Raw genomic sequence first — 25,606 nt, 5'->3', positions numbered from 1 at the left:
CTTTCCCGCCATAGAGGCCACCGAAGCAATTTGGTGGCGCCGCTGCAGTCATCGGCGAGAAGTTGTCCAGTAACATTCTTGATGAGGCAATGCGCGCCTCGTCAATTTTGGACGCCGATCCCCCGGCTTAGGGGGCAATATTCCAGGCCGAATGACAGATGACGACCGTCGGTGGGCTGATCGCGTCGCTGGAGGTTAATCTCGGAAGTCACTCGACGCAGCTTTGAAAGGTCCAAACCGATACCAAAACCAACCGGGCAGGGTGTCCGAGTCGGTGAATCGTGAGTTAATTTTCCGGACAAATTTCGCCGCTTGGCTATCCGGCGACTCAGTCAATGACGTCTTCGGCGCACGAAAAAAGCGGGTGCACGGATGCAAAATTCGAACGACGTCGCGAGCACGCGATACTTCGCAAGCGTGTCTTGTCCTTGCTCGTCGTGGGAGCCGGCGTGTTGGGCGGAAGCGCTGTTTTGCTAAATACAGGCGTTACCGCCAATACTTCATGGGTTTCCGTAGTGCAGAACGACGTTCGAGCGGCACGCGCAAACCGTAACTTTTGACCGTGGGTTCGGAGGACAGATTTCGCGGAACGCGACGAAGAAGGGTGTACGCCGAGCCCAGTGCAGGTGCGCTGCGAGCGTCTCACGCATAAGAGCAGCCCGCTCGGCGAAATCATTCAGCCGGACCCGAAGGACTCGGCAGACGTCATCCAAAGAAGATCTGCCGGAACACGTCGCGCCTTTTTCACAATCTCGCGGCAGAGCGCAAGGTACCTCAACTATAAACCGGCAAATTGTTTGCGCAATGTTCAGCCACTTCAATGTGTGACGTGCTGGAACGGCATGGCCTTATGGCGCGCAATTTCGCGAAGATTAGACAATGTCGGGGTCGGAATTCCGATGCGGAGACCAATCTCGATAATCGCTGCAATCGTGGCATCGAGTTCGAGATCGAGACCATATTCAATCTCGTGCATCAACGAAGTTTTTTCGCATCCAGCGTCTCTCTGGTATCTCAGGCGTCGCTCTGGATCGGCAAATGGTCCAAATCCGAGAGCCATTCCGACTTTCTCAATTTCTCTCATCGCGGAGATTGAGAGCGACTGACCCAGACCTGAAGATGCGATATCGTTGGGCGACACGCCTGTCAAAATGCGAATCGGGTTGATCGATCCCGTATTGATCAATTTTGACCAGAGTTTCGATCGAATGTCCCTGTCAACTATGCAATCAAGCCACGGATTCGATAGCAATTGCTGAACTTCGGCGGCCACGAGCGAACCAGGCATTGCCGACCCAATTGTCAATGTGCGCCCGCGATAATGGCGAACAAAGCCTGGCGCCGGCCGATCGCACGTCAGGTCGAAAATTCCGCTGACAATATTGCCAATTGGAGTCGAGGATAGAAGCATTCCATCTGGATCGACCGCCTCAATCGGAATACTTTTCAAAAGGCTGTTTGCGGCTGGCAGCCACCATGGAAAGCCGCTGGTGGCGAGAACAACAGTCGCGCCCTGCTGCATAACAGCTTTCAAACCAGACAATGCAGAGCGGGTGCACTCGGCCCTCGCAGCAATGATGATCATGTCAACATCGGAAACATCGTTCGGATTAACCAAAATGTTTGGCCTGCACCGCAGAGAGAAGTCCTTTGCTTCGATCCTGAGACCGTGCAGTCGTAACTCGGGCGCCGAACGTTCTGTCGCAAGAGCCGTGACACGAAGATTCTCTCGCGTAGACTTGCTGGACAACGCCCCCAAGAGATATCCAGCGATCGAACCGTTTCCCACGACGAGAATATGACGGCCGGATCTCATCGCCGTTACTTGGTGTCGATTCGATCGAGCAGTCGCTTATGTGTCGCATCGTTAGGCAACAGATGGCTAATGCGCTCGACCAAGGCTAGCCTGTTCACGCCAATGCCGTGACGGTAAACAAGTTCGGCTCCCTTCCAGCCGGTGGCCGCCAGCGGTGCCAATGCGCAGAGAACGGCAGCGAGGAAGAAATAGCTCATCGGCTTTGAATGCCGGCTTCTCCATCCCTCCCACAACGCAATCGACCACCACAATACAGCCGTTGCGAGCGCCCAGTTGCGGTGGTCGTTAATCACCGGCTGCTGTTCCGCCCCATGTTGAACCGTAAGAAAGGCCTGCATGCCAGCCGCGACGGTGGCGATCGAAAGAACGGCACCCAGCCACAGATTGATCCGAGCTGCCGTCAAGATCGGTGCGGCCCAACTGCTTTGCGGGAGAACGAAATGGACGACATACAACATCGCGGCGATCACAAAGAGAGCTATTGAGAAATGTACGAATATCGGATGCCAGTTTGGAAGTACTTCAAACATGTTGGTCCTGCGCTTCGGTGGTGGATTTAAGGGTAATGCCGGCTCAATGTCTGTGCTGCGCTTTGGAAGCGCGTTGCGGCCTGCCCGATGTTGGACGAGTTCCGGCGACTCCGCTCGCGAGGAACGCCTGCATCAACAGTTCGAATAGCCGGGCAGCATCTGCATTGAGTTGGGTTCGACGCAGACGTGCGATGGCGAATTGGAACCCCAAGCCCTGGATCGTGCAAAAATACAGGGTTGCGGCGTCGGGGATGTTGATGGTCGACGAGATGATCCCGCAGCGAACGGCCTCCTCAAGTAATGCGATAACCTGACTCTCGTAGCGGCGATGAAGATCGCGGAAGCTCTCGTTGATGCTCGGATACTGATGACGAAGGTGATCGGACATCACGAGTTTGGCGAGGCCCGGATATTTATCGATTAGTTTGATGTGACCCAAAAACATGCGCTCAAGTGTTTTCAACGACTTGTCGCTGTCATGAAACTCACGAGCCTCCGCCCAGACTGTTTCCAGCCGCTCCCGAAGCCATTCGATCACCGAGGTCCACAACGCTTCTTTTGTTGGGAAGTGGCGGAAAACGACCCCTTGGGAACGCCCGATGGTGTCGGCGACGAGTTGAGTGCTCACTGCATCGACCCCTCGTTCGTTCATAAGGTGCAAGACCGTCTGCACGATCTGACTCTTGCGATCCTCCGCCAAAAAACGCTCTCGGGGCTCTTGTTTGGCTGCGGCACTGGCCATGCGCGATGTCCTCTCTTGACTAGAAAGCATGTACTCACTATCTAATGGATTGCCGGATGTCAAGGCGATTGCCAGGAGGGGCGCATGATGCCCATGGAAAAACCAACACGAGTTGTGGCGCTCCTGGCAGCGTGCCAAGCGGCATTGCTGACCAACAACATCATCCTCGTCGGGCTGAACGGGTTGGTCGGTTATTCATTGCTGGGGACGGACAAGTCCTTGGCGACGCTTCCGGTCACGGCCTATGTCCTCGGCACGGCGTGCATAACCGTGCCGGCTTCATTATGGATGAAGAGGGTAGGACGGCGTGCCGGTTTTATTACGGGGGCCATGATTGGTGTGATCGGCGCGTTGGTCGGCGCGTTTGCTGTCTTCTCGGGCAGCTTCTGGCTTCTGTGCGTCGGTACGCTACTGATGGGCGGTTATAACGCCTTTGGACAATATTATCGATTTGCCGCGGCTGAGATCGCTGGAGCCGCATTCAGAAGCCGGGCAATCTCATTGGTGCTCGCGGGGGGAGTCGTCGGGGCCGTTGCGGGTCCCGAGACAAGCAAGTTGACCAAGGATCTGCTATCGGCCCCGTTCACCGGCACTTACCTTTTCCTGGTAGGTCTTGCAACGGTAGCCCTGATCTTACAGGCATTCGTTGTCATCCCGACCGTTGCGGAGGACGAGCATAAGAGAGAGGCGCGGCCGCTTGCCGTCATTGCACGACAAGGCAACTTCATCCTGGCTGTCATGAGCAGCATGTTCGGTTACGCCAGCATGAACTTCCTCATGACGGCGGCTCCGATCGCGATGGTCCAGCATCATCACGCCTATTCGGACGCCGCATTCGTTATCGAATGGCACGCATTGGCGATGTTCGCGCCCTCGTTCGTGACAGGCTCTTTGGTCAAGCGATTCGGTAATATTCCGATTCTGCAGATCGGTGCAGGCTTGATCCTTCTTTGTATTGCGATCGCTACCTACGGCGGACTGAGTGTCGCCGCCTTTTGGATTTCACTGGTGCTGCTCGGCGTCGGATGGAATTTTCTCTATGTCGGCGGGTCGACATTGCTTACCGAAACCTATGCGCCGTCCGAACGCGCCAAGGCCCAGGCCACCCACGACCAATTCGTATTCCTCGCAACCGCTCTCTCCTCCGTCGGCTCTGGCTGGCTGCTGCAAAAAGTTGGATGGCCCGCAATGGCCCTGTGGTCGTTGCCTCTGCCGTTGGTCGTCCTCATGGCGACTGCGCTGCCGTCTTGGCAAGATCGCGTCGGAATATCGGGCTCTGTAAAAACACTGGAATGAATCGCATAAGGTTAGGAGGCAGCGCCGGCGCATTTTTGTAGAAACCGGCCGTCATCCTGCCTTCCCGCCGACACGACTACATCGGCCGCCGGCACGGTGATCGATCGCGTTCTTCAAACGAGCAGAATACAACTCAACATGGGTCTAGTTTTCATAGTTTTGCGGGTGAATGCGCAAAGGGTTTGCGAGAGTTCGATCGGGCCATGAATGACTTGCTGCCGGTATGACAGTTTGGCTTGGATCTCCTCTCGGCACGTTGAATTGTAAGAAAAAGCGCAGGATGGCCTTTTCAGGCGCCTAACTCTCCTTACCCGGGCCGGTCTGAGTCACAGCGGCAGTGAGCGTGTCGCAAAGTTCGGAAAGCTCACGACCAAGTTCTCCAAGACCGACATAGCGCGCGAAGGCGTCGGTCGGATCAGAACTACGCACTATGACTGCACCCGTCGGCATTTCCATGACGACCAGTTTCAGCGGCGCCTCGATCAACGCGCTAGGATCACCATGGAGAAGCCGCAGCATAAAACGGGGATGAAAGAACAGCAGCTGACGCGTAGCGCGAATCTCGTATCCGCCTCTACGCAGCAGCATTTGTGGATCTATTTCGTGAATGAGCCAGAGGTCTGCATCGGTGATCGCCCGCTTCAGTCGGCTGATCGTTTCTTCGAATGGGTATAATGAAGCCGTAACGCTCTGGTCCCCAGAGAGCCCTGAAGCAGGCCCATAATCGACGACGGTCTTATGCACGAAATTAGACCTCGACGCGGGGAAAATCGAGAGCAGGCTGCGCGACGTGATTGAAGTAATTCGAGAACAAATTTAGCGCGACATGCGCAACGACTTCAGTGATTTCCTCATCGCTCCAATGTGCTTCCCGGACTGCCGCAAGCGTGCGGTCATCGACTCGGCCGCGCGTTTCGATAAGCGTCTTCGCAAACGCAAGTGCGGCGGCCACCCTTGGATCGTCCGATTGAGCCTGCCGGTTGGCCGCTAACTCAGCCTCGGCAATTCCAATTTTGCTGCCACGCAGGCTGTGAGCAGACACGCAATATTCGCAGCCGTTGGCTTGGGCGATCAACAGCGCAAGCTGTTCGCGAAGGCGACTATCTAGACGGCCACGGACCAACGCGGCTCGGAACGACAGGTATCCGTCAAGCGCTGCCGGCGAATTGGCCATCGCGCGATAGAGGTTAGGAACCCGGCCCAACTGGGCTTGAGTGCGCTCCAGGAGTTCTTTGGCCTCACTTTTCGCTTCCGCAGCGACAACCAGGGGCATTCTTGACATAGATGACTCCATTATCTGACATGAGAGATGTCACGATTCGAACTTTCGTTCGCGTGCTTCGTGCAAAAGCATTGCGGCGATCTGCTTAGCTGTTTTCGCGGGAGCCGAATCGCCCTTACGCAAAGCGGTGACGATCGATCCGTCGATCAGGATCATGAACTGCTCAGCAAGCGGGTTAGCCGCTACTCCCGCTTCCGCAAGCAGCTTGCGAAGAAATGCGGTCAGTTGCTGCTTGTGATGAGCAGCGGCTACGTGCGCTGCGTGGCTGCGATCTGCGAGTTCGGCCATCGAATTGATAAACGCACACCCGCGAAAATCGTTGGTAGCAAAACGCTCCGCGAGTGCGTCGAACACGGCCAGAGGACGCTTGTCCGCGGACTTTGCCAGTCTCCCGACCGATTCCTCGAGCCACCGTCGCCAGAGTTCGTCGCGTCGCACCAGATAGGCGACGATGAGATCATCCTTTGACTGGAAATGTTTGTAAAAGCTCGCCTTTGCGACCGCGGCGCGCGCGATGATTGCGTCGACACCGACGGCCCGAACGCCCTGGGCGTAAAACATTTCCGACGCCGTTTCTAAGATGCGTTGACGAGGCGATGAGGTGACCATTAGTTGACATAGACAGACAGATCTGTCTATGTCAACCACCTTCTCGAATGACGTCGCCAGCAATGAGAAGCCTTGGGGACCCGTCCTGTCTCTGCTCGTGACTCGCAAGGCCATTCCGGCAAAGAGAAATTCTGTATTCGGAGACTTCCAAGCTGAATACGAGGGGTCGATACCTTCACCCGCTCCATCGCCCGAGTTTCTGCACTAATCTGCGATCATCTGGTGCGACCGCGTTCGCTCGATGGTTTCGGGCAAGCGCCGCTATGACCGTCGCTGGGGAGAGTTAGTCTTTGGCGCCGTGCTCCCCAGGGTGTTGGTGTCAGTGCCGTCGGGCGGGACAGGGGCAGATTTCGCCGCGGCGCTTGATCCGCCGCCATTGTTGTCCGAACGGGGTGTTCAGGCTCGACGCGCCGGCTCCCGTTGTTCCGCCTGCAGGCGATGCCATCGCCGCTTGCTTGGGACGCTCGCTTCGGTGTGATCGGCGCCGCTCCGGGACCGGACGGACGCCGTAGGCAACGTGCAAAGTTTTCAGATCATTAACAATGTTGAATCACAGGGCGAAGCGATTGCCCTAGCGTGAACCTTTCCGCTGGGGCTTTCCATGATCGATACCGCGACCAAAGCGTTGTTGCGCACCGTTCTTGACGAGGTGTGTGAAGGTGTTTCCCGCTATGAGATCGGCGCCCGTACCCACGTGGCGTCGAAGCTTCTGGAGACTGCAAGCAGGGGCGACATCTCTGCGGATTGCCTCAAACAGGCTGCCCGCAATGCCCTCTCTGAAGTTCCGACGATGTGACGATGGCCATGTGGGGGCGGGGGTGAATTTCCACGTTACGGTCCTCAAGATCCTGGTGAGCTACCCGGATGGGTTCGCTGACATGGAGGATCTCAAGCGGGATATGGCCATCCTGGCGACCAGCGGTCGCGACTGGACGGAGCGCACCAGACGGCTCGGCGGGCGGATGCCGGGGCTGGACATCTTTTCGCAAGGGCTCATCGACCGGACAAACGGCGGGTGGCGCATCACGGCCAAGGGCCGCGCCGTGCTCGATCTCCTGGAGGCTCGTCCGGACCAAGCGCCGATCGCCGCCCAAGAACTCCAGTCAGAGCCGGAGCTCGCCCCGGCGATCTCGCGGCACTTTCCGGCGGAGACGGATAGAGGCCGGCTTGCTGCGCGCCGTCGCCGGCGCAACGCCCGCAAACAGGCTCGGGCGTCCTAGCGAGGAACGAGCGTCGCTCCTGTAGCTTGAGCAAACGCCTCGTGATGGAAAACACTCATGCAAAGTTCCGACGCCGCCTTGTCGACCGCCTGTCTGTCACGCGTGACGGACGATATCTGGGTCGTGGACGACGCACCGATCAGCGCCGCCGGTCTGAAACTCCCCGTTCGCATGACGGTCATTCGCCTGTCGAACGGCGATCTCGTGCTGTATTCGCCGGTGAGATATTCGCCGGCTCTCCGCGGTGAGTTGGAGCGTCTAGGCGCGATAAGGTACCTGCTGGCGCCGAATATCGCGCACTGGATGTTCCTGTCCGACTGGCAGAGGGAGCTGCCGCAGGTGACGACATTCGCGGCGCGCGGCCTTTCGGCGCGCAGGCAAGTTCGAGCAGCACGCATCCGCATCGATCGCGAGCTTGGAGACACGACGCCTGAGGATTGGAAGGCCGACATCGAAGCCGTCTCTATAAATGCGCCGATGTTTTCCGAGATCGAGCTGTTCGACAAGCGCAGCCGTACATTGATCCTGACTGATCTCGTGCAAAACCTCGATTCCAATGATCTCAGCGCGCCAAACGAGGCTGCGGCAAACCTCCTCGGCGTCTCCAAACCGAATGGCATGGCGCCGATCTATCTACGGCTGCTGCTGCGCCTCGGAGGCCGTTCCGCGCGAGGCGCGGCCGAGCGGCTCGTACGGCTGTCTCCGGAGCGGGTGATCTTCGCGCATGGCAACTGGTTCGAAACGGAAGGGACCGAGCGCCTCCGGCGATCCCTGCGCTGGCTGCTTCCCGCGAGCGCCTCCGGATCTGAGCCGCAGCAAATGATCGGCACGCGCGTCGTCATAACCGGCGCCTCGAGCGGAATCGGGCGTGCCACGGCGCTGGCCTTCGCCGGTAGGGGCGCAAGCGTGGTCCTGGCGGCACGCCGCGGCGAAGTCCTGACGAGCCTCGCGGCGGAATGCGAGGCGCTCGGAGGCCGCGCATTGGCGATCCCGACCGATGTCACTGATGCCGGGGCGGTGCAGCGATTGGCCAGAGAGGCCGAAGACGCGTTCGGTGGCATCGACGTCTGGATCAACAACGCCGGCACGGGCGTTTTCGGGGCCTATCAGGATGCGGATATCGCGCTTCATCGCCGAACGATCGAGGTCAATCTCCTCGGCGCGATGCATGGCGCCTTCGCGGTGCTCCCGATCTTCCTCCGCCAGAACCGCGGCATCCTGATCAATAACATCTCGCTGGGCGGCTGGGCGCCGACACCTTTTGCTGCGGCCTATGCGGCGAGCAAGTTCGGCCTGCGCGGCTTCACCGCGAGCCTGCGTCAGGAGCTCAGTACTCACCGCAAGATTCATATCTGCGGCGTCTTCCCGGCCATGGTCGATACGCCGGGCTTCGTCCACGGCGCCAACATGTCCGGCCGAACGCTTGATCCCGGTCCGCTGCTGTATCAGTCGGAGGACGTAGCGGAAACATTTGTGAGCCTTGTCCGCGCGCCCCGTGACGAGGTCGCCGTGGGCTGGCCAGCTCGCGCCGGCCAATTTGCCTACGCGATGGCTCCGCAGATCACCGAGAATATCCTGGGAGCTGCCTTCCGCTTCCTGCTGTCGCGCGCGCACCCCGCAAAGAGCAGCGAGGGCACCATGATCGAAGCCGGTCCGCAGGGCACATCGATCGATGGCGGTTGGCTGTCACGGAAGCAACTTCCACCCGCCGGGGTGATCAGCAAGGGCTTCGCGGTGTTTGGGATCGCTGCTTGCCTGGCCTTCGCCGCCTCGAGGGTTGGTCGTGCGCCCAGACCACACGCGAGAACGAGGCGCGGCCGAGCGTGATGAGCGCCGCGCTGCTGCCTTCTGCTATTTCGATCGTTCCGGCAGCGCATAGGCCCGCACGTAATCACCGAGCTTCGTGCCGAACGAGCCGTGGCCGCCATCGACCGTGACGACGTATTGCTTGCCACCGGCGTCATAGGTCATTGGCGTCGACTGGCCGCCGGCGGGAAGGCGGTCCTGCCAAAGCTGTCTGCCATCGCGAACGTCAAACGCGCGGATGTAGTCATCCATCGTTCCCGTGATGAAGACGATGCCGCCCGCGGTCACGAGCGGACCACCCAGCATGGGTACGCCAAGCTTGAACGGCAGGGGCAGCGGGGCCTGATCGCGGATCGTGCCGATGCGGTGCTGCCAGACCACCTTGTGCGTCTTGAGATCGATCGCTGCGATCTTGCCCCATGGCGGGGCAAGGCAGGGGATGCCGAGCGGCGACAGGAAAATGCCGAGGTCGACGCCATAGGGGGCACCGTACATCGGCTGCACGCCGAGCTCGGTGCCCGGCGGATGCGCAGCGTTCGGCGCGGCCGGGTTGTCCTTTCCGCGCCGCACCAGGCGCGAGATGAAGGGAATGGATTGAGGGTTCGCGATGGCGATCTGGCGCTGCGGATCGACGGCAATGCCGCCCCATTCGAACATGCCGAAGTCTCCGGGAAACACCAGCGTCCCTTGTTCCGACGGCGGGGTGAACGGCCCCTCATAGCGCAGGCGCTTGAACTTGATGCGGCAGGCGAGCTGGTCGAACATCGTGCTGCCCCACATCTGCGCGTCGGTCAGCATGCCGGAGGGGCGGAAGCTCAGCTCCGAAAAGGGCTGGGTTGGCGACAGCCGGTCTCCATTCGCGGCGCCCTGCGGCACCGGCTTTTCCGGCGCGGGCACCAACTGACGCCCATCGCGGCGGTCGAGCACGAAGATGTCGCCGGTCTTTGCCGGGATGTAGACCGCAGGCGTCACGCCGCCGTTAGAGCGCAAATCGACCAGACTCGGCTGCGAGGGCATATCCATGTCCCAGAGATCGTGGTGCACGTTCTGGAACGACCAACGCAGTTTGCCGGTCATGACATCGAGCGCGATCAAGGCCGAATCGTAACGCTCGTTTTCGGGCGAACGGCCGCCGCCCCAGATATCCGGAGAGCTCGAGCCGAGCGGCACGTAGACGAGTCCGAGATTTTCGTCGACCGCGGAAATGCTCCACGAATTTGGTGAGCCGGCTGTAAAATGGTGCGAGGCCGAGGGCATCTCGTTCGGGTCGGAATTGCCGGCATCGAACGCCCAGATCAACCGCCCTGAGTAGATGTCGAAGCCGCGGATCACGCCCGACGGCACGCGATCGGAATAGTTGTCGATCACAGCTCCGCCGACGATCAGCACCTTGTCCGTGACGACGGGCGGCGAGGTGCCCTCGTAGAAGCCGAGCGTCTGGATCTCGCTGCCTTGCTTGAGGTCGATCTGTCCTTTGTTGCCGAAGCTCTCGCAAGGCACGCCGCTCTGCGCATCCAGCGCGAACATCCGTCCGTCGTTCGTCGGTATGAAAATGCGCTCCGCACAATTGCTCGGCGCCGGCGTGCCGTCGGCGGTCAGCGCGCCGGGCTTGGTGGCGTGATAGGACACGCCGCGGCAGGTCATGTGCTGGAAAGCCTTGTTGTGCTGAACCTGCGGGTCGAACTTCCAGCGCAGTTTTCCGGTCGCGGCTTCGAGCGCGAACACGATCTGGTGCGGCGAACAGGTGTAGAGGAAATCACCGATCTTGAGCGGAGTCGACTGGTTGGTGATCTCGTCGGGATCGTCCGGGCCCTTGTGGTCGCCGGTGCGGAATTCCCAGGCGAGCTTGAGGTCCTTGACGTTGTCTTTGGTGATCTGGCTCAGCGACGAGAAGCGCGTGCCGAAGCCGCTGCCGCCATAGGCCGTCCAGTTCTGGCCGGCAGCGGCCGGTGCCGGCGCGGACGAGGCAATGGCGCCCGTTGTGTCGCTCTCTGGTATGGTGCCGGCAAGATCGTGCCGATCGCTCGTCAGGGAAATGCCGACAACGACGGCCGCAGCGACCAACACAAGGCCGAGCGCCCATCGCGCGCCGCGCAAGCGAGGCGCCAGACGGGACGCGATGAAGGGCAGCATCAGCCATAGGCCCAGCGGCACGAGCACGTCGCCGCGCGGCGCCAACGACCAGAAATCGAGGCCGACTTCCCAGATCGCCCACGCCATCGTTCCGGCCAGCAGCGCGGCATAAATCCAGAGCGCCTCGGCACGGCGGCGCGCGAGCAGCCAGCTCGTGAGCAGAAGCATGATGCCCGCGATCAGATAGTAGACGGAGCCACCGAGGGCCGCCAGCCAGGCACCGCCGGCGAGGAGGCCCAGTCCCATGATAGCCACGACCACACTGGTGATGGCCAGCAATGGCGCGTCACGGAACCAGTTCGTCGAACGATGTGTCGGAGTCATGATGGTCACTTCAGCGTATAGAGAAAGGCCGCGATGTCCCGCGCGTCCTTCTGCGGGATACCCATCCTCGGCATGGCATTGCCCGGCAATGCCCTCTGTGGATCCTCGATCCAGTCAGCCATGTTGTCCGGCGAGTTCTGGATGTAGCCGGCGATGTAGGTCCGCGTGCCGATCCGATGCAAGGGCGGGCCGACGTTACCGTCCGCACCGGCAATGCCGGGAATATCGTGACAGGCGCCGCATTTGTATTGCCTGACGAGGTCAGTGCCACGGCGCGCATCGCCTGTGAAATTGTCCGGGCCCGCAGCCTTGCCTTCGCAGGCGGCGGTTGCCATGGCCAGCAGCGAGGCGGCTAACAATCGTGTGCCCGAACTCACCATCGGCTGCTCCGCTTTACCGGTCAGGGCTTTTGGCCGAGATTGAAAGTCTTGGTGGCGGACCAGGGGTCTGTCGTCGAGACCTGCTCGGTCGGGACTTGCTCCATTTCAGGCGACAGTGGGTTCGCCGAGAAAGTCCGGCCCCATTGATGGCTCGGCTCGTTGCTGATCTTGCCGATATAGGTGACGAGGTCCCAGATCACGCTGTCAGGCAGCACGCTGCCCCAGGCCGGCATTCCGTTCGGCCGTCCCTGATAGATCGAGAGATAGATGTTTTCGGGCTGCGAGCCGTAGGTAAAGGTGTTGTTGCTCAGCGCCGGCCCCATGCCGCCGCCGCCGTTGGGCGCGTGGCAGCCGACGCAGTTGAAGTTGACGTAGTAGGTCATGCCGCGCTGCTCCGCATTGGGATCGCCTTGCACGGGGTTCTTGATTTGCGGCGGATCGGGTTGCGCGCCCGGGAAGAGGGTGGTGACCGGGACTTGCATGAACACGCCTGGCCTCCCGTTGCCGACACTGCCACCGAAATTTGGGCGCGGAGCCAGCGTCGGCATCTGCGCCTCCTGCGACTGCGGCAGAGTCTGTTGGGCAAGTCCGGCGCCGTTCGGCACGGCGGCCAGCAGCAACGATAGGGCGCTCGCGCGCAGGGCTGGCGCAGACATCACTCATGTCCTCCGGACGCCGTGACCGGCCTGTCAACCAGCGGCACGCCGTAACTTCGCAGCAGCGAGGTGATCTCGGGTCGATGGCCGTCGATGAACGCATTCAGCCGGTCGCGCAGGGCGTCGTCGCCTTTGCGCACGCCCATGGAGATGGTGAACTGGAACTGCTGGGGCGCAAAGCGCTCGTAGTCCTGGATCGGCGTGACTGTCAGCGGCACGGCTGAGCGCTGCGCGAAATAGCCGGCCAGCGGCCCCCAGACGGCGGCGACATCGATCCCGCCGCTTTCGACCGCTTCGATCAGGCGCGCCGGCGGGTCGGCCTGGCGATAGTCGCCGTAAATCGAGTAGCCGCGGACATTGTCGACGATGCCCTGTTCGCCGAGCGCCTGCGCGGGCGGTGGATTGTTGCCGTCGTCGCCGATCAGATGCACGCCGATCACGAGATGATGCAAGCGCGGGTCGAGCAGCGACGAAAGATCGAGATGCTGGTCCTGCCGCGTGACGAACACGTAACTCGAGCGATAATAGGGCTTGGTCGTCTCGGCGAGATCAAAGCCGGACGGCACGCCCACGACGACGTCGCATTTGCCGGATTTCAGCGTGTTGCGGATGAAGCCGCGGCGCTGCGCCCACCAGGTGTATTGCACCTGCTTGCCGAGGTCTTCGGCCACCATCGCTGCAAGCTTATTTTCAAATCCAGCCTCCGCGCTGTTCGAGAATGGCAGATTGTTCGGATCGGCACAGACGCGAAATTCACCATCCGCCGTTGCGGCCGCAGCGGTTGAGAGCCCGAGCAGGATGACGAGGGGGATGATGGAATAACTATTTCGCAGGCGCATGGCTGGTGCCCTCACCATTCGCGCCGCCGAGCTTGAACACCAGCAGCTCGCTCCCGCCGGCGGTATAGAACGGCAAATCCTGCGTCGCACCGGTAAAACCAAGGGCGCTGTTGCGCACCCGCGGATCGACCTCGGCGTTCGCCACCACCCCCGGCCAGCCGCCGACGCCCGAAAGGATGGCGATGTATTGCTGTCCGTCGGACCCGCGATAGGAGATCGGTTGGCCGATGAACCCGGAGCCGGCACGGAATTGCCAGAGCACGTGTCCATCCTTGGCATCCACCACTTTGAACAAGCGATCCATGGTGCCGTAGAACGCGACATCCCCGGCTGTCACCAGCGCGCCGCTCCAGACCGGGAGCTTCTCGTGGATCTCCCAGACCTTCTTGCGCGCGACGGGATCCCACGCCATGAACTCGCCGCGATACCCACCGGGGCCAGCATACATATCGACGTCGGCGCCGACATAGGGCGTGCCGGCGATGTAGCCGACTTGAGAAGCCTTGAAGCTCATACAGAGGTGCTGGTGCGGCACGTAGAGGAGTTTTGTGCGCGGTGACCACGCCGTCGGCTGCCAATCCTTGGCGCCGGGCGCGCTCGGGCAGATGTTCTCGACCGTCTTGCCGATAAGTGGCGTCTTCTCCTCGTTCGGGATGATCTTGCCGGTCTTCAGATCGACGCCCTTGTAGGTGTTGACGAAATCATACGCGTCCGCCGAGATCACTTCGCCGGTGGCGCGGTCCATGACGTACATGTAGCCGTTGCGGCCGGGATGGATCAGCACCTTGCGCGGCTGGCCATTCAGTTCGAGGTCGACGAGCACGTTCTCGTTGATCTCGTCGTGGTCGAACAGATCGTGCGGGTTGACCTGGTAGGCCCATTTGGCGCGCCCAGTGTCGGGGTCGCGGGCAAAGATTGTGGTGCTCCAGAGATTGTCGCCGCTGCGCTGGTTCGCGTTCCAGGGACTTGGATTGGCAGTACCGTAGTAGATCAGGTTCAGATCGGGATCGTAGGAGATCCAGCCCCAGACCGTGCCGCCGCCGACCTGCCAGCGGTCGGCGGGCCAGGTCTTCACGCCGAGATCCTGGCCTTTGAGATTGTCGTAGAACGGCTTGAAATCGTCCCCGATCAGCACGTCCTTGTCCGGGCCTGTTGAATAACCGCGCCAAGCGATAGCGCCGGTGTTCTCGTCGAGCGCGGTCACCCAGCCGCGCACGCCCAGTTCGCCGCCGCTGTTGCCGACGAGAATCTTTCCTTTCACCACGACGGGAGCCATCGTGATCGTTTCGCCCTTGTTGATCTCGCCGAGCTTCGTGTGCCAAAGCTCTTTGCCGGTCTTGGCATCGATGGCTACGGTGTGGTTGTCGAGCGTGTTGAGGAAGACCTTGCCATTGTCGAAGGCGAGTCCGCGATTGACGACATCGCAACAGGCAACGCCCGCGGCAGCGGGCTCCGGCTTCGGTGCGTAGGACCATTTCAATTCACCGGTCGTGGCATCGAGTGCGAACACGCGGTTGGGATAGGGGCCCGCATAGGGGCCGACCACATACATGGTGCCGTCCACCACGAGCGGCGCCGCCTCCTGGCCTCGATCGGCGCCGACCGAGAACGTCCACGCAAGCTGGAGGCGCGAAGCATTGGTGGCGTTGATCTGGTCGAGTTCGCTGTAGCGAGTGTTGGCGTAGTCGCGCGCCGCCATGGGCCATTGGCCCGGGTCCTTCATGCGGCTGGCCAGATCGGTTTGTGCCGAGGCGGACGACAACAATGCGCAGGACGCGCAAACGACACTCAGCGACCGCGTAAGGCCACGCACTAACATTTGTCAAGATCTCCACGGCGGTGATGGGACCGTGACGCGTTGCAGGTCGGCTTGCGAACGTACAAACGTTGCGCCTCCGCTTGGTTCCAAAATCCGACGTTGACGGAGCGCTATCTCACGACATTGCCCGAAACGCCCGCGCCGAGATCTACGGCGATCTGATCCTCCTTGCCGTTGCACTTGGGGTGACCAAATCCCGACGGACTTTTGCCGTCAGGCCCGATGTCATAGATGATCGCGTCTTTCATGTTCGGGCTGACGCCGGCCGGCACGCGGTCAAGTCCGAGCAGGTGACGCACGCGCCAGGCGACGTTGTGATCGGCGCAGGAGCTGTCACCGCTGACGCCTAGCGCACCGGCGATGCCGTTGCCGTCGTAGAGTGCCAGCCCGCCTCCGAAGACGATCACGCCGCCGACAGGCCTGCCGACCATCGGATCGTGGGGCGTCCCGAATTCGTCGGGAGTGCCGGCATACAGAACCTCCGGGGATGGAGGGTTGCTGAGAGCCGCGCCGAACAGAAATCCTCCAGGTTGCGCGCCCGCGTAGAGATTGGCCGTGGCCATCGCCTTGTCCTTCAGGCTGAACGCATTGGCAGTATTGGCCTTTTCGGCTGCGATCGCCCGGCTGCCAAGCCACTGATCATCGGCCTTGCGGCCGCTGTAGGCGACTGCGCAGACAACACCCTGTCGATTGACGACAGCAGCCCATTCGTTGTTGTCGAGGCCTCCGTTGCTCGGGCCGCCGCCCGGCTTGACGCTGTTCTTGAGGATATCTGCGAGCTTGTCATGGTCGACCGGACACGACATGCCTAGCTGGGGTTGGTCCTGCGCGTTCAAAACTGCAGGCAACAAGAATGCCGCGGTCAAGATAGCCGTTGCCGCCATGACGGATCGTTTTTCCATGTGGCCTCCGTGGAGTGTCGCAATCGGCAGGCGAACGTTCGAGGAGAAGTGGCGGTTCCTATGCAGCGTCGCTCAGCCCGGATGTTGAACGAGCGGCAGGTGGGAGTGGCCATCGTTCGCAGTCAGCCACCGGTGAGCAAAGAACAACGCCGCTCCTGTGTAGAGTATGCCCATCGGCACCCACATGAGGATGCCGGCGAGCTGTTGGTCTTCCAGCGGCGAGAGGCCGAATTCGCCCGCGAGGGCGCCCTGGCCCGGGATCCAGAGCCGCGTCGACACAGTCAGCAAGGCCCCGAGCACGCCGGAATGCAGGATGGTGATGAACAGGCAGGCGACCGCGATGCCGTCGCGAATTCGGATGCTGCGGCCCTGGCCCCGACCGTGCAGCAGCACCCACCAGAACAAGAGCGCGGTCGCAAAAAAGCTGATGTGCTGGAGGCGATGGACCGCGGAATTCTCCAGTGCCCAGGCGTAGAGGGGTGGTGCATGCCAGATCCACAGCGCTGCGCCGTGGAGAATGGTCGCGCTCATGGGGTGGCTCACAAAACGCCACGGCCACGCCAGCACCGGCAGATTGAGCATGCGACCCGCCGCCGGGCGAAGCCCGGCTGGCAGGCTCCACAGCAGCGGGCCATTGATCCGGGCGAACGCCATCAGCGGTGCCGCGACGACCATGAGCAGTTCGTGCTCGACCATATGGGCAGTGAACAGGCGCTCGCCGAGCCAGTGCAGCGGGGAGGTCACGGCAAGAGCTGCGACCAGCCATCCGGTCCAGAACGCCGCGACCTGGCGGAAGCTGACGCCGCGGCCACCTCCCGCATGGTGCCAGAGCCGCTGCGTTCCAACATAGACGCCGATCCCCACCGCGTAGAGCGGGGCCATCAGCCAAGGGTCGTAGCTCCACAGCGAGCCGGGATCGACATCCGATAGTCCGTGCGCATCGGCCCGACCCGCGAGCAGGGCAAGCAGCAGTGCTGCAAAGCTCAGCGCAGGCATGGGCTGATCATGAGCGACGCGGCGAGCTGGTTCGCAATCACCAGCGCGAACAGCACGCCGGAGCCGACGCCGAGCCAGGCCATGAACGTTCTGGGCCCGCCACCCCGCGCATCCGTCCATCCAGCCTCCGCGCTGCGCCGAACCGCACGGGCCGAAGTCAGCGCGCCTGCAAGCGAGACGATAGCGAGAACCGCGCTCACAATCGCGCCGCTCGTCCTGGTCTTTTCGCAGGAGAAATGCTCGAGGACGTAGACGCCTTGCAAATTGATGGCCCACGCGATGGGCCCGAGCGCAACGCCGGCCCAGTAAAGCAACCTGGAATGTCCGTCAGCTTCGGTCATAGGCGCGGTACCCAATCGAGCAGGACGTAAAGCGGCAGCCAGGCGAGCACGACGAAGTTCCAGTAGAACACGTTGTCGGTCACGTCGCTGAAGCGGCGCGGTTTCGCATGGCGCGTGAACATCAGTACGGCCAGTACGACCGTGTCGCCGACATCGGTGGCAAGGTGGGTCGTGTGCAGTCCCAGAATGAGCCACACGATCGAGCCGTAGGCGGAATTATCCCAACGGGTGTTGAGATGTGCGAATTCGAAGCCGCGCAGCACCAGAAGCGCGATGCCGATCGCGGCCATCACGATCAGGCAAATGCGGACCTTTGCGAGATCCTGCCGATGCGCCACACGGCTGGTATATTCGTTGGGTATGATGCTGAGCAGATAGATCACGGTCTCGGCCGTGCCCGGCCAGAGATCGGGCGGCGAGGCGCCGATCGGCCAAGTTGGGTTGACGGCGTAGAGGTAGAGATAGGCGCCGATGGCAATGGCAAAGCCCATGCCTTCGAGCGCCATAAAGCCCATGGCGCCCCACCACGGTCCGCTGCGTGGGCCGTAACCGTAAGTCGGCAGTTCAGCGACATTGCGGACGATGGTCTGTCTCACTCCTCGTCCTCCTTGCTGCCGGCCGGCCAGAACCAGCCGATCAAGGTGACGGCCATCGGCGGCGTGCCCCAGAGCACCGCCCAGGGCGTGAAGATCGAGCCGATGAAGAACACCGTCGTCGCGATGGCGGCGAGCAGCGGCCAGATGCTCGGCTCGGGCGAAGCCTCGCGGATCTGCGGCTCCGCTTCTGCGAGCGAGGTCAACAGGATTTCGCGCCGCTCGGCACTCAGACCCGCGACCACGGGCAGGCTCTCGCTGTCGGCCCACAGCGGATCGCGGTGCTTGACCACCGGAATGCGGTCGAAATTCTGCGGCGGAGGCGGCGAGGAGGTGGCCCATTCCAGCGTCGAGGCATTCCAGGGGTTGTCGCCCGCGAGCTCACCCTTGCGCAGGCTGTAGATCACATTGACCAGAAGCAGCGCGAAGCTGAGCGCGAAAATGAGGGCACCGCCGCTGGACAAGAGGTTCAAATGCGCCCAGTCCATGTCGGCCGTGTAGGTGTAGACCCGGCGCGGCATTCCGATCAGCCCGAGGATGTGCATCGGAAAGAACGCGACGTTGAAGCCGATGAAGGCCAGCCAGAAATTCCAGCGCCCGAGTCTTTCGCTCAGCATGCGGCCGGCGATCTTGGGAAACCAGTAGTAGACGGCGCCGACCAGCGGGAACACAGCACCACCGATCAGAACATAGTGGAAGTGGGCTACGATGAAATAGGTGTCGTGCACCTGGGTGTCGATCGGGACCGAAGCGACCATTACGCCGGATAGCCCGCCGAGCACGAAGATCACCATGAATCCGATCACGAACAATAGCGGCGTCCGGTAAACCGGGCGTCCATCCCAGAGCGTCGCCAGCCAGCAGAAGATCTGCAGCCCGCTCGGCACCGCGATCAGCATGCTGGACGCCGTGAACAGGCCAGCGCCGAGTTGGGGCAGGCCCGTGACGAACATGTGGTGGACCCACAGGCCAAACGACAGGAAGCCGGTCGCGATCAAGGAGAGAATGACGATGGGATAGCCGATCACCGGCCGGCGCACGAACGTAGCGAGGATCGCCGAGACCATCCCCGTTCCCGGAATGAATATGATGTAGACTTCGGGGTGGCCGAAAAACCAGAAAAGGTGCTGCCAGAGCAGGGGGTGGCCACCCGAGGAGGAATCATAGAAGCGGGTGTTGACCAGGCGATCCAGGATCAATGACGTGGACGCGACCATGATCGACGGCATCGCGAACATCACCAGAAAGCTTGTGACTAGCATGGCCCAGACGAACAGGGGAATGCGGTCCAGGGTCATGCCCGGCGCGCGGAGCTTGAACACAGTCACGACGATCTCGACGGCGACCGCGAGCGCCGCGACCTCGGTAAAGGTGATCATCTGCGCCCAGACATCGGCCCGCTTGGTCGGTGTGAACTGCAGGCTGGAGAGAGGAACGTACGAAAACCAGCCGACATCGGGGCCGGCGTTGAACAGGAAGGAGATCCACAGAAAGCAACCGCCGAACAGAAACATCCAATAGCTGAAGGCGTTCAGTCGCGGAAAGGCGATGTTCCGCGTACCGACCATCAGCGGCACCAGATAGACGGCGAACGCCTCCATGACCGGCACGGCGAACAGGAACATCATCGTCGAGCCGTGCATCGTGAAGATCTGATTGTACTTGTCCGCCGAGAGAAAAGTCTTCTCCGGCCCGGCAAGCTGAACGCGCATCAGGATCGCAAGAATGCCGCCGAGAAGCAGGAATGCGAATGCAGTCACGATGTAGCGACGTCCCACGACCTTGTGGTCGACCGACATGAGCGCGCCGACCAGTCCGGACGGCGTGCGCCACACTTTCTCCAGTTGCGTGGAAAGCTGAAGGCCATTCAGGACGTCGTCCCGCAACTCATTCGGTTCAGCGGCCATGCTCACTTGAGCTGCTCCAGATAATGAAGGATCGCGATGAGCTCGCCCGATTGCAGCGGCATCTTCGGCATGAGATTGCCGGGCTTGATGTGCTGAGGATCGGCGATCCAGGCGCCGAGCGTCGCCGGGGTATTCGGCAGCGTTCCCGCCGTGATGGTCGTGCGGCTGCCGATATGCGTGAGATCCGGGCCGAGCTGCCCGCCGGCCAGTGTGCCGCTGATGTTGTGACACAAGGCACAGCCGCGGGCCCGGAAGAGAGCCTCGCCCTGCTTGCCGAGCTGATCCGCGGGGCTGTTCGCGCTCTGATTCTCACGATCGCGCCACCGGCCGAACTCGTCCGGCGGTAGCGCGATCACCGCGAAGGCCATGTGCGCGTGCTGAAGTCCGCAGAACTCGGCGCATTGTCCGCGATAGACGCCGGCGTTTTTCGCGGTGAATTGCAACTCGTTCTTTTGCCCGGTGATGAGGTCCATCTTCCCGGTCAGGCTCGGCACCCAGAAGCTGTGGATCACATCTGCAGATTCCAGCTCGACCTTCACTGGCTGGCCGGTCGGGATCCGGATCTCGTTCGCGGTTACGAAACTCCGATGCGGACTGTCATCCTCATAGCGAACCTCCCACCACCATTGGTGTCCGATGATCTTGAGCGTGAGGGCGTTCTCGCCCTTGGCGAAGACGATGCGCTGCCCCGCATAGCTGACGAAGGAGAGGCCGAGCACGATCACCGTGGTTGCAACGCCCAGCCCAATGATGACTCGGCCCGTGCGTTCTTCGAAGGCTTGATGGAGATCGAGCGGCTGATCGGCCAAGCGCTTCCGGCGCAACATTCCGAGGGCGAGCACGATTACGACTGCGATCCAGACGATCGCAGCAACCCCGAGAAAGATGAATAGTGTATGCAGGATCTGCTCGGATTGCAGCCCTTGCGGGTCGAGCGTCGACTGCCGGCCGGCGCACGCAACAAGCGGCCAAGTCGTGCATAGCACCAGGACAATTCGCACCCAGACTGGCATAGACGCTCGCGGTTCCCCTTCACAGGCGGGAACTGGCCGATCCTACAAAGGTTCCTATCTGCTGTTGGAGCGAGCCGCGCGCAGCCTTTGCAAGAGAGCTTGGAAGAAAGAAGATATGTCCAACGTTGCTCGTCAGACCGCGAATTTAGAATGGCCATCCCCTGACGGCGATGAAGATAACCGCATCACCCGCAGCCATGAGCAACAAGACGGCGAGGACAGCGATGACCGCTCCGGGCTGGACTAGCACGCGTAGTTCGTCGAGCATGGGTCTATCCAGTTCCGAACGTCCCCAGCAGCAATGTCCCGGTGACCCGCAGGTTCCTGAACGTGCCAGAAGTCCACGCGCCCGCGCCGGAACGAAGGTTTGGGATCGCGCGTTTCTGCGACAGATGCGAGGGGGCGACGTGCCGCACTATCATTTTGACCTGGTGGATTCGAAAACCGTAGCTGACGAAGAGGGCGCCGACTTGCCGGATGACATCCAGGCTCTCGATGTCGCCGAGGAGATCGCCAAGCGGCTCCTGAAGGAGCGTCCCGAGCTTGAGGGCCGTCACTTCTCGATCCTCGTCACCAATCGGGACGGCGAAGAGATCGGCCGGGTACCACTGGATGTCCTGCACTGAAGTTGCGACATGACATGACGTTCAAGCTTGGAGTGATCTCCGACACGCATGGACTACTGAGGCCGGAGGTGGAGCGCTGCCTCACGGGCGTGTCGCACATTATCCATGCGGGCGATATCGGCGCTCCCGATGTTGTGGAACACCTTCGCCGGATTGCGCCTGTTACAGCCATCAAAGGCAATGTCGACAAGGGCGAGTGGGCAAAATGCTACTCCGCAACTGAAACGGTGCGCCTTGCAGGGCGCTTCTTCTACATCTTGCACGATCTCAGGGAGCTGAAGGCAAACCCCGCCCAACGAGGAATCGACATTGTAGTTTCCGGCCACTCGCATCGGGTGAAAATCGACACAATCGGCGGAATACTGTTTCTAAATCCGGGGAGTGCCGGACCGAGGCGCTTCAAGCTGCCGATTACACTGGCAACGCTCGATCTGGATGAGAGCGGCGAACTGCGGCCCACCGTTCACGAGCTCGGCAGGTGAAAACGTGGAGGTGCGACCTACCAGCTCCCGTCATCATCACCTTGGGCAACCCGGGCCGGAATCGTTCGTTGCTAAGGACAGACGTCAGTACAAGCGCGAGGAACGACCGTAGCCGTATCTCATTGGTCTGCATGATGGTCGTGAAGACCCAAAATGGAGCACGCAATGTCAAAAATGCCCCCCGTACCGGCAGAGCAGCGCAGCGACAAGGGACCCGGTTCAGATCCAAAGACCGAGACCAACGAAAAAATCCCCAGCCGCGAGAACTTCGACACCCAGGGACGTCAAGGCAACATCAAGCAGAACACCACAAACCAAGGCTACCAGCAGGATCGATGATGCCCCACAAGAACTCTGAAACAGAACGGTTCGGTGGACCCGGGTCCTCCCAGCAGGATCGCAAGCATCCTGAAAAGGGAGGGCGCGAACATGAAGCCCCGACGCCGGGGGCTCCCACAAATGACCGGAAGTCGCACGTCTCAGGAGGCGGTGGTGAGCGCGATGAGCATCACACGCACGACGATCGTCACAGGAGCTGAGACATTGGCCCACAGGAACGTGCGACCCGTTCCGGAAGACGATGGAGAAAAACGATGCGCAAGATCAGTTCTGCCATGATGCTGGTCGCCCTGTTGGCCTGCGGCTCGACAGGCGCCGCTTGGGGGCAGGGTGGCGGAGGAGGCGGCGGCGGCAGTTCGGGGGGATCGGGCGGGGGCGGAAGCGCGAGCAGCACCAGTGGCGTCGGCGCCGGGGGCGCTTTGGGCGGCGGGACTTCGGCGACAACCAACCAAACCGGCAGTTTGCCGTCTGACAGAGGGAACGCCGGCGACGCGTCCCGGGGCACAGCGGCCAGCGGGACAAATGCAGCAGGAACGGCTCAATCGAGCGGGGGCCCGCAAGGATCGACCACCGTCGGCCGACCCGGCAACCTCGCGGGCGGAACCAGCAGCGGACGGATCGATGGAACGGCGACACCAGGTCCGTCGATGCAAGGCGACGCGGAAATCCGGTCTGAAAATTCCCAGGGCTCCACCGTGGATCGAAAGATCAAAAGCATCTGCAAAGGATGCTGACCGGGATCAGGACGCCGGCTTCGCCGGCGTCCAATAAAGGTCTTCGTCGTTTTGACGTTTCGGAATCCGGCGAGCACGGCTTGATCTTGAGCTCGTCCTCAAGAGGGGCTGGCCTTTGGTCGGAAAGGTGCGGCTTCGAGACCCCGAACCGCGAACGCTAACGACGCGGCATGGTGCCGTTGGTCGGCGGAGTCGTCTCGTTGCGCATGCCGGGAGGACTGGAGGCACCTTGGCCACCCCGCTCGACATGCGTAATGCCGCCACCGCCGCCGCCGGCTCCAGCACCGCCAGCGCTACCGCCACCAGCACCGGCGCCCGCGCCGCCAGCACCAGCGCCGCCAGCACCAGCGCCGCCGGCTCCGCCGCCAGCGCCACCACCGGCACCGCCCGCGCCACCGGCACCTTGCGCGAACGCTGCGCCGACTGAAGTGCCTGCGAGCATCGCGGCCGTGAAGATCATCAAGATTGTCTTACGCATGCTGTTTCTCCTTGAGCTTTCAATGTCGAACCAATCATGAGCGTCATCGGCCGTTCCTACCCACGCAAATTCATTCGGCGTTGCCGTCGTCATCGACGGCACACGCTGTCTCAACGGCGGTATTGCGAAGGCACGGCAACTTCATCGAACCGTTCAGCAACGGCGTCGAGAGCGGCGCGCATCTCCGGACCTTGCATGGCCGCGCCGTGTCCGGTGATGACGATCTCGGCAGCAAGTGGCGCAAGAGCACGCAGCGACGTCTTCGCACTTTCCCAATCCGGGGTGGCCATCTAGTTGGTCAGGGTGCCGGCCACGATGATCACGTCGGATTGGCGTGGCGATGCTCGCGGCGCGAATCCGAAACGTTCCGCGTCATAGCGCGGCATTGACATCTGCATCATCTCGACCGCGCAGCAGGCAAGCCCGAACTCCTCCGCTGTTGCCGAAGAAACCCTTGTCGGCAAGATCGTCGCGGATGCTCATGAAATAGGGATCGGAGGCGTTGTCCGGCTGTCCCTGAGCGCTGTGGCTAGTTGGGATGCGACCACACGCTCTGGGAAACCGCAGCTCGTCGGCGGCGTTCCTGCGGCGACGAATTGTATTTGTGTTCTGTTATCGCAGGTTAGCCTTAGGCGGAAGACCAGAGCCTGCACGGTTATCCGGTAGGAACGATCCGCGAAAATTGCGGTTGGGCCGCAGCAAGGCCAATGAGAAGGAGAACAGGAAAATGGCTAACGCAGCCCGCGATACATTCGTGGTCGGACTACGCAATGCGCACGCGATGGAAGTGCAGGCAAGGGAGCTGATGGAACGTCAGTCGGAACGGCTGGATGAATATCCTGAGGTGAAGGCGAAAGTCGTCGCTCACCTTCAGGAGACCAACGAACAGCTCAAGCGGCTCGAGAGATGTCTGGAAGCTTGCGGCGAAAACTCCTCCAGCCTCAAGGATACGACCCAATCCGTGATGGCGAACATGCAGGCTATGGCGCACTCTGTCGCCGGCGACGAGATTCTCAAGAACACCTTCGCCAACAACGCGTTCGAGAACTTCGAGATCGCTGCCTACAAGTCTCTGCTCGCCCTCTGCGGCGCCGCCGGGGTGGCTGAAGCAAAGGATCTGCTCGAGACGTCCTTGCAGGAAGAGCAGCGCATGGCCGCCTGGATCGACTCAAACGTCGAGAAGGTGACGATGGAATATCTGGCGCATCAGCGTCAGGCGACGTGACGCCATCCGGTCGCCGCTACAGGCAAGCCGCCGGTCCCGCTTGCCGCGAGACCGGCGGCTTGGCGGTTGCTGAACTCGGCTGTTTGTGCAGAGACCTGCAGGAACGATACACACCATTTTAGCTGGGCTGTGATGACGAAAATTATCTTCAGCGACTATGGCAATCTCGCCGCCGAGCAGGCTTACGAGATCGCGTGGGACTTTCTCGCCCGTGGCGGGGCTATCAGCGATGAATTCGAGACGTGCGTATTCCTGGCGCAGCGTATCACCATGATGGTCGACGAAGGCCAGACCAACCGGATTCGGATGGCCAATCGCGCCATCTCCGAATACGAGCACTACGTTGAGGACCTCGACAAGCCCATCCGTCGCGCGGCCAATTCGCGCTCGTGACAGAGTCAGGCGCCAGCGTGGCCAGACCAACTAGGGTCTGTTGGGATTCAGGATTCTCATCGGGGCTTGGTTGTGATTCAAGCTTGGGATGGACCGATTCGTTTTGACTGACGCCCAATGGGCGA

General features: G+C 61.3%; 29 protein-coding genes and 1 pseudogene. 10 read left to right on the top strand and 20 right to left on the bottom strand.

What is annotated here, in order from left to right; translation table 11 throughout:
* Positions 1–817 precede the first annotated feature (817 nt).
* From ABIB06_RS37400 to ABIB06_RS37390, 3 genes are read right to left on the bottom strand one after another with little or no spacing between them, the layout of a single operon-like run.
* A complete protein-coding gene (locus ABIB06_RS37400) occupies positions 818–1,816 on the bottom strand; it encodes a ketopantoate reductase family protein (RefSeq protein WP_354050964.1) in 999 nt (332 codons plus the stop codon).
* A gap of 5 nt (positions 1,817–1,821) precedes the next feature.
* Positions 1,822–2,346 carry a DUF2231 domain-containing protein gene (locus ABIB06_RS37395; RefSeq protein WP_354050962.1) on the bottom strand — a complete coding sequence of 175 codons (525 nt, stop codon included), beginning with the start codon at positions 2,344–2,346 and terminating at the stop codon, positions 1,822–1,824.
* A gap of 43 nt (positions 2,347–2,389) precedes the next feature.
* Complete coding sequence (locus ABIB06_RS37390) at positions 2,390–3,088, bottom strand: TetR/AcrR family transcriptional regulator (protein ID WP_354050960.1); 699 nt, start codon at positions 3,086–3,088, stop codon at positions 2,390–2,392.
* 84 nt (positions 3,089–3,172) lie between these two features.
* On the opposite strand from ABIB06_RS37390, the gene ABIB06_RS37385 reads away from it, so the two are divergent.
* Complete coding sequence (locus tag ABIB06_RS37385) at positions 3,173–4,384, top strand: MFS transporter (RefSeq protein ID WP_354050959.1); 1,212 nt, start codon at positions 3,173–3,175, stop codon at positions 4,382–4,384.
* A gap of 297 nt (positions 4,385–4,681) precedes the next feature.
* Here the strand turns inward: ABIB06_RS37385 and ABIB06_RS37380 are convergent, their stop codons facing one another.
* Genes ABIB06_RS37380 through ABIB06_RS37370 form a run of 3 tightly spaced genes read right to left on the bottom strand, consistent with a single transcriptional unit; the run spans position 4,682 to position 6,275 of the window.
* Positions 4,682–5,128, bottom strand: coding sequence for a DUF302 domain-containing protein (locus ABIB06_RS37380; protein WP_354050957.1), 447 nt, complete (start codon positions 5,126–5,128; stop codon positions 4,682–4,684).
* Between the two features lie 4 nt (positions 5,129–5,132).
* Complete coding sequence (locus ABIB06_RS37375; protein WP_354050955.1) at positions 5,133–5,666, bottom strand: carboxymuconolactone decarboxylase family protein; 534 nt, start codon at positions 5,664–5,666, stop codon at positions 5,133–5,135.
* Positions 5,667–5,696: 30 nt separating this feature from the next.
* The gene (locus ABIB06_RS37370) at positions 5,697–6,275 is read right to left on the bottom strand and encodes a TetR/AcrR family transcriptional regulator (RefSeq protein ID WP_354050953.1); all 579 of its coding nucleotides are present in this window, start codon (positions 6,273–6,275) and stop codon (positions 5,697–5,699) included.
* A gap of 601 nt (positions 6,276–6,876) precedes the next feature.
* Between ABIB06_RS37370 and ABIB06_RS37365 the strand changes: the two genes are divergently transcribed.
* The 3 genes from ABIB06_RS37365 to ABIB06_RS37355 are packed head-to-tail and all read left to right on the top strand — an operon-like array spanning position 6,877 to position 9,322.
* Entirely contained in the window at positions 6,877–7,071 is a 195-nt protein-coding gene (locus ABIB06_RS37365) for a hypothetical protein (RefSeq protein WP_354050951.1), read from the top strand.
* Between the two features lie 22 nt (positions 7,072–7,093).
* Positions 7,094–7,495 carry a hypothetical protein gene (locus ABIB06_RS37360; protein WP_354069524.1) on the top strand — a complete coding sequence of 134 codons (402 nt, stop codon included), beginning with the start codon at positions 7,094–7,096 and terminating at the stop codon, positions 7,493–7,495.
* Positions 7,496–7,552: 57 nt separating this feature from the next.
* On the top strand, positions 7,553–9,322 hold the full coding sequence (locus tag ABIB06_RS37355) for an SDR family oxidoreductase (RefSeq protein ID WP_354050947.1): 1,770 nt from the start codon (positions 7,553–7,555) through the stop codon (positions 9,320–9,322).
* Positions 9,323–9,346: 24 nt separating this feature from the next.
* Here the strand turns inward: ABIB06_RS37355 and ABIB06_RS37350 are convergent, their stop codons facing one another.
* From ABIB06_RS37350 to coxB, 11 genes are all read right to left on the bottom strand, one after another.
* Entirely contained in the window at positions 9,347–11,758 is a 2,412-nt protein-coding gene (locus ABIB06_RS37350) for a glucose/quinate/shikimate family membrane-bound PQQ-dependent dehydrogenase (RefSeq protein ID WP_354050945.1), read from the bottom strand.
* A 5-nt stretch (positions 11,759–11,763) separates the two neighbouring features.
* Complete coding sequence (locus ABIB06_RS37345; protein ID WP_354050943.1) at positions 11,764–12,138, bottom strand: c-type cytochrome; 375 nt, start codon at positions 12,136–12,138, stop codon at positions 11,764–11,766.
* A 20-nt stretch (positions 12,139–12,158) separates the two neighbouring features.
* Entirely contained in the window at positions 12,159–12,794 is a 636-nt protein-coding gene (locus tag ABIB06_RS37340; RefSeq protein ID WP_354050941.1) for a c-type cytochrome, read from the bottom strand.
* Complete coding sequence (locus ABIB06_RS37335) at positions 12,794–13,633, bottom strand: substrate-binding domain-containing protein (RefSeq protein WP_354050939.1); 840 nt, start codon at positions 13,631–13,633, stop codon at positions 12,794–12,796. The genes ABIB06_RS37340 and ABIB06_RS37335 overlap by 1 nt, the downstream gene beginning before the upstream one ends.
* A complete protein-coding gene (locus ABIB06_RS37330; RefSeq protein ID WP_354050937.1) occupies positions 13,617–15,452 on the bottom strand; it encodes a methanol/ethanol family PQQ-dependent dehydrogenase in 1,836 nt (611 codons plus the stop codon). The genes ABIB06_RS37335 and ABIB06_RS37330 overlap by 17 nt, the downstream gene beginning before the upstream one ends.
* A gap of 110 nt (positions 15,453–15,562) precedes the next feature.
* Positions 15,563–16,354 (bottom strand): heme-binding protein, encoded by a 792-nt coding sequence (locus ABIB06_RS37325; protein WP_354050936.1) that lies wholly within the window; start codon positions 16,352–16,354, stop codon positions 15,563–15,565.
* Between the two features lie 72 nt (positions 16,355–16,426).
* Positions 16,427–17,350 (bottom strand): cytochrome c oxidase assembly protein, encoded by a 924-nt coding sequence (locus ABIB06_RS37320; protein ID WP_354050934.1) that lies wholly within the window; start codon positions 17,348–17,350, stop codon positions 16,427–16,429.
* On the bottom strand, positions 17,338–17,691 hold the full coding sequence (locus tag ABIB06_RS37315; protein WP_354125698.1) for a hypothetical protein: 354 nt from the start codon (positions 17,689–17,691) through the stop codon (positions 17,338–17,340). The genes ABIB06_RS37320 and ABIB06_RS37315 overlap by 13 nt, the downstream gene beginning before the upstream one ends.
* Positions 17,688–18,287, bottom strand: a complete 600-nt coding sequence (locus tag ABIB06_RS37310) for a cytochrome c oxidase subunit 3 (protein WP_247443398.1) — start codon at positions 18,285–18,287, stop codon at positions 17,688–17,690. Before ABIB06_RS37310 ends, ABIB06_RS37315 begins: the two co-directional genes overlap by 4 nt.
* Entirely contained in the window at positions 18,284–20,191 is a 1,908-nt protein-coding gene (ctaD, locus tag ABIB06_RS37305) for a cytochrome c oxidase subunit I (RefSeq protein WP_354050969.1), read from the bottom strand. The genes ABIB06_RS37310 and ctaD overlap by 4 nt, the downstream gene beginning before the upstream one ends.
* Positions 20,192–20,193: 2 nt before the next feature.
* A complete protein-coding gene (gene coxB / locus ABIB06_RS37300) occupies positions 20,194–21,204 on the bottom strand; it encodes a cytochrome c oxidase subunit II (RefSeq protein ID WP_354050930.1) in 1,011 nt (336 codons plus the stop codon).
* A gap of 115 nt (positions 21,205–21,319) precedes the next feature.
* On the opposite strand from coxB, the gene ABIB06_RS37295 reads away from it, so the two are divergent.
* The 4 genes from ABIB06_RS37295 (at position 21,320) to ABIB06_RS37280 (ending at position 22,651) form a co-directional block, all read left to right on the top strand.
* Positions 21,320–21,451, top strand: coding sequence for a hypothetical protein (locus ABIB06_RS37295; RefSeq protein ID WP_256467586.1), 132 nt, complete (start codon positions 21,320–21,322; stop codon positions 21,449–21,451).
* Positions 21,452–21,611: 160 nt separating this feature from the next.
* Entirely contained in the window at positions 21,612–21,830 is a 219-nt protein-coding gene (locus ABIB06_RS37290; protein WP_247353272.1) for a DUF6894 family protein, read from the top strand.
* Positions 21,831–21,844: 14 nt separating this feature from the next.
* On the top strand, positions 21,845–22,312 hold the full coding sequence (locus tag ABIB06_RS37285) for a metallophosphoesterase family protein (protein ID WP_354050928.1): 468 nt from the start codon (positions 21,845–21,847) through the stop codon (positions 22,310–22,312).
* A 165-nt stretch (positions 22,313–22,477) separates the two neighbouring features.
* Positions 22,478–22,651: a hypothetical protein gene (locus ABIB06_RS37280; protein ID WP_247353275.1), complete on the top strand. Its 174-nt coding sequence runs from the start codon at positions 22,478–22,480 to the stop codon at positions 22,649–22,651.
* 891 nt (positions 22,652–23,542) lie between these two features.
* On the opposite strand, the gene ABIB06_RS37270 is transcribed toward ABIB06_RS37280, so the two are convergent.
* The 3 genes and pseudogenes from ABIB06_RS37270 to ABIB06_RS37260 form a co-directional block, all read right to left on the bottom strand.
* Positions 23,543–23,863: a hypothetical protein gene (locus tag ABIB06_RS37270; RefSeq protein ID WP_354050926.1), complete on the bottom strand. Its 321-nt coding sequence runs from the start codon at positions 23,861–23,863 to the stop codon at positions 23,543–23,545.
* A 110-nt stretch (positions 23,864–23,973) separates the two neighbouring features.
* A complete protein-coding gene (locus ABIB06_RS37265) occupies positions 23,974–24,153 on the bottom strand; it encodes a hypothetical protein (RefSeq protein WP_354050924.1) in 180 nt (59 codons plus the stop codon).
* A gap of 3 nt (positions 24,154–24,156) precedes the next feature.
* Positions 24,157–24,430, bottom strand: a pseudogene (locus ABIB06_RS37260) (hypothetical protein); the annotation flags it as partial.
* 160 nt (positions 24,431–24,590) lie between these two features.
* Here ABIB06_RS37260 and ABIB06_RS37255 point away from each other — a divergent pair.
* Complete coding sequence (locus tag ABIB06_RS37255) at positions 24,591–25,088, top strand: ferritin-like domain-containing protein (protein WP_354050967.1); 498 nt, start codon at positions 24,591–24,593, stop codon at positions 25,086–25,088.
* 132 nt (positions 25,089–25,220) lie between these two features.
* Positions 25,221–25,481, top strand: coding sequence for a hypothetical protein (locus tag ABIB06_RS37250; protein ID WP_354050923.1), 261 nt, complete (start codon positions 25,221–25,223; stop codon positions 25,479–25,481).
* The last annotated feature ends 125 nt before the right edge of the window (positions 25,482–25,606 follow it).

This window comes from Bradyrhizobium sp. LB8.2, assembly GCF_040548035.1.
In the GTDB taxonomy this organism is placed as follows: Bacteria; Pseudomonadota; Alphaproteobacteria; order Rhizobiales; family Xanthobacteraceae; genus Bradyrhizobium.
This window is presented reverse-complemented; position numbering and strand designations above follow the sequence as displayed.

Excerpts from the sequence above, each read along its gene's own strand:
- ABIB06_RS37385 (WP_354050959.1), top strand. The coding sequence starts at position 3,173 with ATGATGCCCATGGAAAAACCAACACGAGTTGTGGCGCTCCTGGCAGCG.
- ABIB06_RS37350 (WP_354050945.1), bottom strand. The coding sequence starts at position 11,758 with ATGACTCCGACACATCGTTCGACGAACTGGTTCCGTGACGCGCCATTG.
- ABIB06_RS37280 (WP_247353275.1), top strand. The coding sequence starts at position 22,478 with ATGTCAAAAATGCCCCCCGTACCGGCAGAGCAGCGCAGCGACAAGGGA.
- ABIB06_RS37265 (WP_354050924.1), bottom strand. The coding sequence starts at position 24,153 with ATGGCCACCCCGGATTGGGAAAGTGCGAAGACGTCGCTGCGTGCTCTT.
- coxB (WP_354050930.1), bottom strand. The coding sequence starts at position 21,204 with ATGCCAGTCTGGGTGCGAATTGTCCTGGTGCTATGCACGACTTGGCCG.
- ABIB06_RS37330 (WP_354050937.1), bottom strand. The coding sequence starts at position 15,452 with ATGTTAGTGCGTGGCCTTACGCGGTCGCTGAGTGTCGTTTGCGCGTCC.
- ABIB06_RS37355 (WP_354050947.1), top strand. The coding sequence starts at position 7,553 with ATGCAAAGTTCCGACGCCGCCTTGTCGACCGCCTGTCTGTCACGCGTG.
- ABIB06_RS37325 (WP_354050936.1), bottom strand. The coding sequence starts at position 16,354 with ATGGAAAAACGATCCGTCATGGCGGCAACGGCTATCTTGACCGCGGCA.
- ABIB06_RS37320 (WP_354050934.1), bottom strand. The coding sequence starts at position 17,350 with ATGCCTGCGCTGAGCTTTGCAGCACTGCTGCTTGCCCTGCTCGCGGGT.
- ABIB06_RS37365 (WP_354050951.1), top strand. The coding sequence starts at position 6,877 with ATGATCGATACCGCGACCAAAGCGTTGTTGCGCACCGTTCTTGACGAG.
- ABIB06_RS37340 (WP_354050941.1), bottom strand. The coding sequence starts at position 12,794 with ATGTCTGCGCCAGCCCTGCGCGCGAGCGCCCTATCGTTGCTGCTGGCC.
- ABIB06_RS37375 (WP_354050955.1), bottom strand. The coding sequence starts at position 5,666 with ATGTCAAGAATGCCCCTGGTTGTCGCTGCGGAAGCGAAAAGTGAGGCC.
- ABIB06_RS37345 (WP_354050943.1), bottom strand. The coding sequence starts at position 12,138 with ATGGTGAGTTCGGGCACACGATTGTTAGCCGCCTCGCTGCTGGCCATG.
- ctaD (WP_354050969.1), bottom strand. The coding sequence starts at position 20,191 with ATGGCCGCTGAACCGAATGAGTTGCGGGACGACGTCCTGAATGGCCTT.
- ABIB06_RS37315 (WP_354125698.1), bottom strand. The coding sequence starts at position 17,691 with ATGACCGAAGCTGACGGACATTCCAGGTTGCTTTACTGGGCCGGCGTT.
- ABIB06_RS37270 (WP_354050926.1), bottom strand. The coding sequence starts at position 23,863 with ATGCGTAAGACAATCTTGATGATCTTCACGGCCGCGATGCTCGCAGGC.
- ABIB06_RS37390 (WP_354050960.1), bottom strand. The coding sequence starts at position 3,088 with ATGGCCAGTGCCGCAGCCAAACAAGAGCCCCGAGAGCGTTTTTTGGCG.
- ABIB06_RS37285 (WP_354050928.1), top strand. The coding sequence starts at position 21,845 with ATGACGTTCAAGCTTGGAGTGATCTCCGACACGCATGGACTACTGAGG.
- ABIB06_RS37255 (WP_354050967.1), top strand. The coding sequence starts at position 24,591 with ATGGCTAACGCAGCCCGCGATACATTCGTGGTCGGACTACGCAATGCG.
- ABIB06_RS37395 (WP_354050962.1), bottom strand. The coding sequence starts at position 2,346 with ATGTTTGAAGTACTTCCAAACTGGCATCCGATATTCGTACATTTCTCA.
- ABIB06_RS37250 (WP_354050923.1), top strand. The coding sequence starts at position 25,221 with ATGACGAAAATTATCTTCAGCGACTATGGCAATCTCGCCGCCGAGCAG.
- ABIB06_RS37400 (WP_354050964.1), bottom strand. The coding sequence starts at position 1,816 with ATGAGATCCGGCCGTCATATTCTCGTCGTGGGAAACGGTTCGATCGCT.
- ABIB06_RS37335 (WP_354050939.1), bottom strand. The coding sequence starts at position 13,633 with ATGCGCCTGCGAAATAGTTATTCCATCATCCCCCTCGTCATCCTGCTC.
- ABIB06_RS37370 (WP_354050953.1), bottom strand. The coding sequence starts at position 6,275 with ATGGTCACCTCATCGCCTCGTCAACGCATCTTAGAAACGGCGTCGGAA.
- ABIB06_RS37295 (WP_256467586.1), top strand. The coding sequence starts at position 21,320 with ATGTCCAACGTTGCTCGTCAGACCGCGAATTTAGAATGGCCATCCCCT.